Consider the following 9,302-nt stretch of genomic DNA (forward strand, 5'->3'; position numbering starts at 1 on the left):
ATAGAATGGGAACAACTATGCTAGGGGGAAGAGTCGTATGATCAATATAAGATTAATAAAGTTAGTAAAGCATGCAAAAAAGTGGATTTTCCTAACAGTCCTCATGAATTGGATTGGTTTATTGTTGAATGTAATGGGTATGCTTTGTATTGCCCATTATATTCAATTTACATATGATTATGGAGTTAGCTTTAAAAAAAGCTGTATAACACTAGTTATATTTATTGGAGTGATATCCGTGAGAATTGTGTGTAAGTATATGGCAACAAAATTTTCTAGCAAATGTTCACAGGATGCAAGACTATTTCTTAGAAATACCATATATAAAAAGCTTCTAGATTTAGGGATTCATTATCAAAAAATGGCATCTACTTCAGAAATTGTACAAGTTGCAATAGATGGAGTAGAGCGATTAGAAATATATTTTGGGAGATATTTGCCCCAATTTTTTTATAGTCTATTGGCACCCTTCACTTTGTTTATCATATTTAGCTTTATCAACTTAAAAGTAGCATTGGTGTTATTCATATGTGTTCCTTTAATCCCATTATCTATCATAGCTATTATGAAAATTGCTAACAATCTTTTATCAGATTATTGGAGCATTTATGTAAATCTTGGAGATGCTTTTTTAGAAAATCTAAGAGGCCTTACAACCCTCAAAATATATGATCAAGATGAAGAACGAAATGAAAAAATGAACATAGAAGCAGAAAGGTTTAGAAAAATTACCATGAAGGTTTTAGCCATGCAATTAAATTCTATTAATATAATGGATTTAATTGCTTATGGAGGAAGTGCTATTGGGATCATCATGATTTTAAAAGAATTAAAAGCAGGGGGTATCCATATGGCTGGAGCATTTTGTATTATATTACTTGCTTCAGAATTTTTTATACCTTTAAGAGTATTGGGATCATGTTTTCATGTAGCCATGGATGGCATTGCAGCATCAGAAAAGATTTTTAAAATCATAGATACCCCTGTCATAAAAGAAGAAACAAAAGAGATGAAAGATTTTCACAATATCCATATTGCATTTGAAGATATAAGTTTTTCATATGAAAAGAATAGAAAAACTTTAGAGCATATCAATTTAAATATAGAAAATGGAAAAATAACAGCCCTAGCAGGAGTATCAGGTTGTGGAAAAAGCACTATAGCTAATATGCTTATGGGATTTTATAAAAACTATGAAGGAAAAATTCTATTGAATCATAAGGAACTTAGGAGCGTTGATCCTTTCCAGCTTAGAAAAAAAATTCATGTCGTTACGAATAATAGTTATATTTTTACAGGAACCTTTGAAGATAATTTAAAAATAGGAAAAGCTACAGCTACAGAAAAAGAAATGCATGAAGCATTAAAAAAGGTAAATTTATATGATTTTGTTATGTCTCTAGATAAAGGATTAAAATCAGAGATTAAAGAAGAGGGAGCAAATCTTTCAGGGGGACAATGTCAGCGACTTGCCTTTGCAAGGGCTTTATTATATGATAGTGAAATTTATATATTTGATGAAGCTACATCCAATATTGATGTAGAAAGTGAAGAAGCCATCATGAAAGTGATTTATGAACTAGGAAAAATAAAAACCGTTATTTTAATATCACATAGACTTTACAATGTAAGAGGGGCAGATAGGATCTATGTATTATCTAAAGGAAAGCTCAAAGAAATGGGGAATCATGAAAAGCTTATGGATCAAAAAGGAGTGTATTTTGAATTGGTATCGGAGCAAAATGAATTAGAACAGTCAGGAGTTGAAAACTATGCGTAGAAAAGGAATTGTCATAATGGGCAAGCTCATAGGTCTTGTGAAACCATTGATTCATATCATGGTGATTACCATTACTATGGGGGTATTAGGATTTTTAGCGGCTATGTTTATCACCATTTATGGAGGGATGGGCGTTTTAGAGGTTATAGGTTTTGATATGGGGGTTTCCCTTAAAGAAATTTTTATTATAGTAGCTGGTTGTGCTGTGGCAAGAGGATTTTTGAGGTATTTAGAACAATTCACAGGGCACTATATTGCCTTTAAATTATTAACTATTTTAAGAGATAAGGTTTTCAAAAAACTTAGAGAGCTTTCTCCAGCAAAACTAGAGAGCGAAGAAAAAGGAAATCTTATAACCATTATAACTAGTGATATAGAATTATTAGAGGTTTTTTATGCCCATACTATTGCGCCTATTATGATTGCTATGATCACTTCCGTTATCATGGTTATATATATTGGAAAAATTCATTTGTATCTTGGAATCCTTGCTACTCTAGGATATTTTACCATAGGATGTATGATTCCCTGTTTTTCTTCAAAATTAGGAAAAGAAGCAGGAGTCAATTATAGAAATTCTTTTGGCAGGATGAATACCTTTATGCTAGATTCTTTAAAAGGTATGAGAGAAATTATTATGTTTAACATAGGAGAGAAAAGACTTTTTGAAATAAATAAAAAAGGAAAGGCATTGAATAAAGAAATAGAAGGAATCAAGAAACAAGAAGGGATCGTAAGAGTATTGACCGATACCATTATATTCGTTTTCACCATGAGCATGTTATTTACAGGGGCATATCTTTACCATAAAAATTTAATTGATTTTAAAGGGATGATCATTGCAACCATAGGAATGATAAGCTCTGTTGGACCAGTGGTAGCCTTAAGCAATTTATCCAATAATCTCTTATTGACCTTAGCAGCAGGAGATCGTGTTTTGAATTTATTAGAAGAAGTACCTATGGTGAAAGAAATATCTGATAAAAAGGATATTACCTTTGGAAATATAGAAGTGAACCATGTGGATTTTTTATATAACAAAAACAAACCTGTTTTACAAGATGTGACGGTTACATTAGATAAAGGGAAGATTATAGGCATCGTAGGGGAGAGCGGATCCGGTAAAAGTACCCTATTAAGATTATTGATGAGATTTTGGGATCCAACGAAGGGGAGCATAAAAATAAATGATGAGGATATTAAAAATATAAACACAAATTCTTTAAGACAAATCCAAGGCTTTGTTACACAAAATACTTTTTTATTCAATGAAACCATAGAGGACAATATCAGAATAGGCAAAAAGGATGCAAGTTTTCAGGAAGTTGAGGAAGCTGCCAAGAAAGCATCTATACATGATTTTATAGAAAGTCTGTCAAATGGCTATCAAACCAAAGTAGGAGAGCTTGGAGAAAATTTATCGGGTGGAGAAAGACAAAGATTAGGAATCGCAAGAGCTTTTTTACATGATGGAGATGTTATTTTATTAGATGAGCCTACAAGTAATTTAGATAGTTTAAATGAAAAGGTCATCATAAAAACCCTTAAAGATGAATGTAGAGAAAAAACTGTAATCCTCGTTTCTCATAGAATGTCTACCATATCTATAGCAGATGAGGTATATTTAATGAAAAATAAGGTTCAACATCAAGTTTTGTGATAACAGCATAAAATAGATTTGGTCAATATATTTTTTAATGGCAATTTATAGAATCCATTTGATGAAAATATTGATTTTAAAACATTAATAACAATGTATTTGGAAATAATTACATTGTTATTTTTTGTTGACTAATTTTTGTTTTTCTAAAACCACAAAATTCGACGTTGAACCTAAAGAAATGAATTTCAAGCTTTCAAAAACCGGTAACAACTTGAACCAAATAGCATGAGTTTATGAAGCCAATATTGGAGTTGTTATGAAAGGTATTGACAATTATAGTATTCATGATACGATTAATATGTATGATATGAATAATATGAATAGAATGAAATATAGGAGATGATATAATGCCAGAAATAAAAAAAGGAAAGTATATATTTGGCTCTGTAAAAGTAGGAGAAAGAGGCCAAATAGTGATTCCGAAGGAAGCTAGAGATAAATTTGATATTAACCCGGGTAATGAATTGCTAGTATTTGGCGATGAAAAGAAGGGATTGGCAATAGTTAAAATGGATTTGATGAAAGGACTTGCATTAAAGATATTAGATGGTACTTTTAATAAGGATGAGGAAGAAAAGGATGAAAATGAGTAATAGAATGAAAGCTGTTATTAAAACAATATTCGGAGTCAGGGTTAATTGGACGAAAGACACAGGAATAGCTTTTTTATCGGGAATTTTAGTTATCTTATGCAGTATTGTACTAGTTGCATTCCAAGACAATACAATGGTGGATGAGTTTGGATTTTTTCTATTTCGAGATATTGTAATGATATTTTGTATTGGTTTTGCTTTCCCACTATATTATGTATTGATAATAAAAAAGGATGCCATAACAGATTCATACGAACAGAGCATAGCCGTCCACAAGAAAGGAACAGGTATCCCATTTCGCCATCGGTATCAAGTGTACTGGAGGAGGTAGTTTTATGACATATCAGAAGGCAGTTGCGTAGCGATGGCTTCAGTTATACAAGGATAAGATTATTAATATTTTATGAGGTGGTAATCGTGTTTTGGATGATTGTTGTATGTGTAATGATAGTGGACTTACTAATACCGTTTCTAATAGCTTTGCCGTATAAAGGGTATAGCCACTTAAAAACAGTTATGAGTGTATTAGGCTGTAAAGCAAGTCCCTGGGGAATGATTTACAATATATGGATGATTGTTTCTGGTTGTACAATAGCAATATTTGGATACATGCTTTATTCCTACTATCATAATGAACAGGCGGAATTGGCAATTGTGCTCTTTATCTTGCTTCTTATCTATGGGATAGGAGATGAGGTCATATCTGGAATCTTTCCTCTAAATGAGAAAGAAGATGATGTAACTGTATCCACTAAAATCCACGGATTTGGCTCAGTTATTGGTTTTATTGCTCTTCAATTTGCACCATTAATCTTAGCAATAATTCAATTTAAAGAAGATATGTGGTATTTTGGATTTTCCTCGATTGCCTTTTTTCTACTTAGCTTAATTGCGTTTGCTTTTTTCGTAATGGGCGATAAGCCAAAATTCCAAAATACAGTCTTTGCTTTAGAAGGGCTATGGCAAAGGGTATTGTGCTGCTTAATGTATGCTCCTTTTATAATTTGGGTTATAACAAGTTTATAGGTATTATATGAGGTTAATTAAATCATATTGTTTATAAAATACACCAGTTTACAAGTAAATTAAGCTACATCTTTGCCATAAAGAAAAGATGCAATAGCTTTAGCAACACCAGCATAAATTTTAGTGCTTTTGAGTGAATTTGCAAAACCCTCGGAAATTAATTCTTTCGTAAAAGTATTGGAAATAGTATGTTTTATTTTTTAAAGACTTTCAAATTGATATTTTGAAAAACTTTCATTAATAAACGGTAACACAGAAACAAATGTGAATGTAATTGCTAATAAATTTGCATGCTATTCTATAGAAGCTTTGTTACGTACCATACAATTACCAAAGGACCAAAAAAATTTGTGTTGGTAAAAAATCACTTCTATATTCCAATGTCAACTGTATGCACATAGTGGTAACTGATCATTTTGAGTCTGATCAAATTTCACATTTTGCACAGTGTTATGGTTAAATATTTGTATATTTTTGGATTAATTGTAAGATAAAAGCTCTTACTTTTGAAACATCTTCTTTATCTTTTGTTGTAACTGTCATGTAAATTGGTTTTTTGAAGAGGTTAGTCATTGCCTGCTTTGTAGCAACACGATATTCACCAGCATCTGTAAATGTAAAATTTTTAATATTTAGTTTATCACCCTTTTCTTTTGGTCTACCTCTTTTTCCAGTAGGCCCAGATGGTAAGTTGTATATGGCTGTGTCAGAACGTATTGCCCAATAAGATCTAGATTGTCATATTGCTTTATACTTTCTAAAACAACGCCTTTTGTATACCAGCTATCGCATAAAAGAATTACTTAATTCAGTAAAATGCATAGAGTGATATTCATTATATCGTTCAATGAAAAATCTAAATAGGATAAAAAGAAATATAAAGAGTTCAAAGAACAACAAGAGTACTTGTAAAGTGGTGTTAAATGCATTCACATCGATATTTTCAAAAATTCTTTCAAACGTATCATGAGAAAGTACTCCATTTTTTAATGGAATGTACTTTTTTAACCATTCTTCTTTTGATTCTGCAAATGTAGCTATTGCTATCCAACCATCAACATTTGTAATCGTTGCAACAATTGCTATAAACAATATTTATATTAACGGATGCTTTATTTTGCTTTCTTGTCTAAACTTATCTACGCCTTGTTATGAAATTTCATTTTCACTCTCCTTAACAACATTTAATTTATTCTATTATTAAGGGATTCTACATTTAACTTATAAATCAATTTTGGAATTTTTACCAATTAGGTTTTCTTTTATTTCTTAGCTTTTTCATGCGATTGCCGTGATCTAAAATGTAGAAAAACTGTACTATAAATATTAGTTAGTGTAAAATAAAATGATACCATTTTAAAATTGTAACGTATTTACAGTTTCTAAATGAGTTAAGGGAAAAATATGAAGGAGGAATTACATATGGCACAACTTTATTATAGATATAGTACAATGAATGCAGGAAAATCAATTGAAGTAATTAAAGTAGCATATAATTATGAGGAAAGAGGAAAAAAAGCTTTGGTTTTGACTTCTGCATTAGATAATAGATATGGTATAGGAAAAATAATCTCTAGAATAGGGATAGAAAAAGAAGCGATTATCATTGATGATGAAACCAATATATTGAGTATATTTTTACAAGAAAATGTCAAACAAAAGATGGACTGTGTAATCATTGATGAATGTCAATTCTTAAAAAAGCATCATGTAGAGGAATTAATTGAAATTGTTGATAGTTGTAATGTACCTGTTTTATGTTATGGATTAAAGAACGATTTTAAAAATGAGTTGTTTGAGGGAGCATATTGGTTATTAGTATATGCTGATAAAATAGAGGAAATAAAAACAATTTGTTGGTGCGGTAGAAAAGCTACTACCAATGCTAAAATGATAGATGGGAAAATTGTTAAAGCAGGAGAACAAATACAGATAGGTGGAAATGAATTGTATATTCCATTATGTAGAAAACATTATAATGATGGAAGAATAGCAGAATAGTCATAAATCAGACCAATAAAAGCACCTTAAAAGGGGTGTTTTTTTATGTATGAAGTAGATAAAATATATTGTCGGAAGTTGCGAACGATTGATACTGGAAAATACTTCATATAGAGAGTAATATAAAAGTATAGGAGGGAGAGCCATGAAAAAGGAAGAAAAAACTTTATTACAAGAAAAGGAAATAAAACTAGAGGACTTTACTATTTTTTCTGGTTATGAAATATTAGAAGATGGAACAAAAGTATTTTCAGCAGAAGACTAATTAATGCTAGAATATATAATAGAAGGCATCCAAATATGGATGTTTTTTTTGTATAGTGCGTCTAGTGAAAGTCTGGCATGGGTAATTGCCAATATTTTTATGTACACTTTTGATCGCTATCTACATTAGATATTCTGGATAATGCAGTAGCTATGCTATAAGAATTACTCAGAATATTTACAATACTCGAATGAGGTATTAATCTATCTAAAATAGCACTAGCAAGCATATTATCTACAAATATTTCACTCCAATCTGATAAATTTATGTTACTTGTAATTATTGTGCTTTTTTTCTCATATCGATTGTCCATTAATTAAAAAAACATTTTTGCTTCTTCTTCACCCATTGGCAAATAACCTATTCATCAATTATTAAAAGTTTATATTTGCTAAAATGCTTCATTCTATTTTTAAGTCTATTTTCTAAATAGGCTTTCTTTAACTCTAGCTTAAGCCCCGCGCTATGCGAGGGAGAGTTGAATAAATGCAAATGAAGAATATGATATAAAAGCCCTTCTCTGGTATAATGACATAGGTTTCGCAAGCCAAAGGCAACAGAGGAGGGCAATAATGTACAATACAAGTTTAGCATATACTAAATGGAATTGCACGTATCATATCATAGTAAGTATACAATTCTTTGACATTTTTCCGGAATCTATTGACTCTCTCGTTACGTCATAGTGTATAGTAATAATATAAAAGTAGCAGAAATGGAGTTTATAATATGAAAATTAAAAGTGTCCGTTCGGACGAAATTCACAAAAAAATATTAACCGCGCCAACAGATAAAAAGGATGATATTATAAAAAAGTATATCAAAAATCAAACAGATGCAGATATAATAGAGGACAAGATAAAACAGCAACAGTATGTTCCCCTTAAGGGGCTGCAACTACCATGCGCCTATAGGGTTTAGTCAAACCACCCTTTGAAAGGGTGGATACTGATTTTATTATTTGGGAGTGGCAGAAGATGTTCTTTTTCTTTGCTAAAAACTAATATAGGCGATAGGCCTGTAGCATGACATATCCATAAGTTAGCTTCATTGGTTATAGCACTCATCTTTTTGTGTAACGCTTCTAAGTTTTCCACAATGCCATTATAATTCATTATTTCATCAATTATTCTCATTGGATTTTCAACTTTTCCTTTCGAATGTTCAGTCCTTGCTTGATCCATCATTGATGAGGCATTATCAATTAATATTTCTTCTGGAATATCACCTAATGTCTCAAATGTATTGGCTAGAAAATCAAATAAATGATTTTGGATTAAAGTACTCAGTAAATTTCTTATTGTTTAAAATAAAGTAGTTAAAATTACTTCTACAGCATTCAAGACTATGCTCTCTAACAAGATATCTATATGGATGGGATTTATAATAGAATACCTGTTTATTGTTTGCTGATAGCTAAGAAGTGATTATATCATGATATTCATCTAGCTTTGATTTTTTTCTTTTCTGGATTACCTTCATAATATTTTCAACTGACCTAAATCTTTTACTGATTTTATTTCTATTTCAGTATTAATGTTCATCTTCATAATCACCACCCATTAATACTATAAAAAATATTGACAATGCAAAAAATATGTGATAATATATGAAATGTTGTAGCAAGAAACAATCACTATTGAATAGAAAAAGTGATCGACAAACCTTTCGAAATATAATATACTATTTAAGTTGCTAATGAACAGTAAAGAAAGTTATTGACAGATTCAATAAAAAATGATAAGATAATTAAGTCGCCAAATGGTGACGGAAAAGTTTTGATCTTTGAAAACTACACAGTGTAAGAATTTAAGCCAGCGCTTGACTTAAGTCAAGTACAATAAGTTCTAAGAACTTAAAGTAACAAAAATGAGCAATGAAACTTTTTATTTTAAGAGTTTGATCCTGGCTCAGGATGAACGCTGGCGGCGTGCCTAACACATGCAAGTCGAGCGAAGTTGTTTTAAAGCTTGC

10 protein-coding genes and 1 rRNA gene are annotated in these 9,302 nt (G+C 30.8%); 8 read left to right on the forward strand and 3 right to left on the reverse strand.

The window, feature by feature from the left end; genetic code table 11:
* Positions 1-37: 37 nt before the first annotated feature.
* The 5 genes from EV214_RS16970 (at position 38) to EV214_RS16990 (ending at position 5,062) form a co-directional block, all read left to right on the forward strand.
* Entirely contained in the window at positions 38-1,780 is a 1,743-nt protein-coding gene (locus tag EV214_RS16970) for an ABC transporter ATP-binding protein/permease (RefSeq protein ID WP_132247926.1), read from the forward strand.
* Entirely contained in the window at positions 1,773-3,440 is a 1,668-nt protein-coding gene (locus tag EV214_RS16975) for an ABC transporter ATP-binding protein (RefSeq protein WP_132247928.1), read from the forward strand. The genes EV214_RS16970 and EV214_RS16975 overlap by 8 nt, the downstream gene beginning before the upstream one ends.
* A 350-nt stretch (positions 3,441-3,790) precedes the next feature.
* Positions 3,791-4,036 carry an AbrB/MazE/SpoVT family DNA-binding domain-containing protein gene (locus EV214_RS16980; protein ID WP_132247930.1) on the forward strand — a complete coding sequence of 82 codons (246 nt, stop codon included), beginning with the start codon at positions 3,791-3,793 and terminating at the stop codon, positions 4,034-4,036.
* On the forward strand, positions 4,023-4,367 hold the full coding sequence (locus tag EV214_RS16985; RefSeq protein ID WP_132247932.1) for a hypothetical protein: 345 nt from the start codon (positions 4,023-4,025) through the stop codon (positions 4,365-4,367). The genes EV214_RS16980 and EV214_RS16985 overlap by 14 nt, the downstream gene beginning before the upstream one ends.
* A 95-nt stretch (positions 4,368-4,462) precedes the next feature.
* A complete protein-coding gene (locus EV214_RS16990) occupies positions 4,463-5,062 on the forward strand; it encodes a DUF998 domain-containing protein (RefSeq protein WP_132247946.1) in 600 nt (199 codons plus the stop codon).
* Positions 5,063-5,845: 783 nt separating this feature from the next.
* On the opposite strand, the gene EV214_RS19770 is transcribed toward EV214_RS16990, so the two are convergent.
* The gene (locus EV214_RS19770) at positions 5,846-6,154 is read right to left on the reverse strand and encodes a transposase family protein (protein WP_165916440.1); all 309 of its coding nucleotides are present in this window, start codon (positions 6,152-6,154) and stop codon (positions 5,846-5,848) included.
* A 330-nt stretch (positions 6,155-6,484) separates the two neighbouring features.
* Here EV214_RS19770 and EV214_RS17000 point away from each other — a divergent pair, with 330 nt between their 5' ends.
* Complete coding sequence (locus tag EV214_RS17000) at positions 6,485-7,063, forward strand: thymidine kinase (RefSeq protein ID WP_132247936.1); 579 nt, start codon at positions 6,485-6,487, stop codon at positions 7,061-7,063.
* 362 nt (positions 7,064-7,425) lie between these two features.
* Here EV214_RS17000 and EV214_RS19445 read toward each other — a convergent pair whose 3' ends face one another.
* Positions 7,426-7,641: an ATP-binding protein gene (locus EV214_RS19445; protein WP_279233151.1), complete on the reverse strand. Its 216-nt coding sequence runs from the start codon at positions 7,639-7,641 to the stop codon at positions 7,426-7,428.
* 416 nt (positions 7,642-8,057) lie between these two features.
* Here EV214_RS19445 and EV214_RS17010 point away from each other — a divergent pair, with 416 nt between their 5' ends.
* Complete coding sequence (locus EV214_RS17010; protein ID WP_132247938.1) at positions 8,058-8,249, forward strand: hypothetical protein; 192 nt, start codon at positions 8,058-8,060, stop codon at positions 8,247-8,249.
* Here the strand turns inward: EV214_RS17010 and EV214_RS17015 are convergent.
* Positions 8,246-8,515, reverse strand: a complete 270-nt coding sequence (locus tag EV214_RS17015; RefSeq protein ID WP_165916441.1) for a hypothetical protein — start codon at positions 8,513-8,515, stop codon at positions 8,246-8,248. The genes EV214_RS17010 and EV214_RS17015 overlap by 4 nt on opposite strands.
* Before the next feature lie 700 nt (positions 8,516-9,215).
* Between EV214_RS17015 and EV214_RS17020 the strand changes: the two genes are divergently transcribed.
* Positions 9,216-9,302, forward strand: a 16S ribosomal RNA gene (locus tag EV214_RS17020); the annotation flags it as partial.

The organism is Marinisporobacter balticus (assembly GCF_004345705.1).
GTDB lineage: Bacteria > Bacillota > Clostridia > Peptostreptococcales > Thermotaleaceae > Marinisporobacter > Marinisporobacter balticus.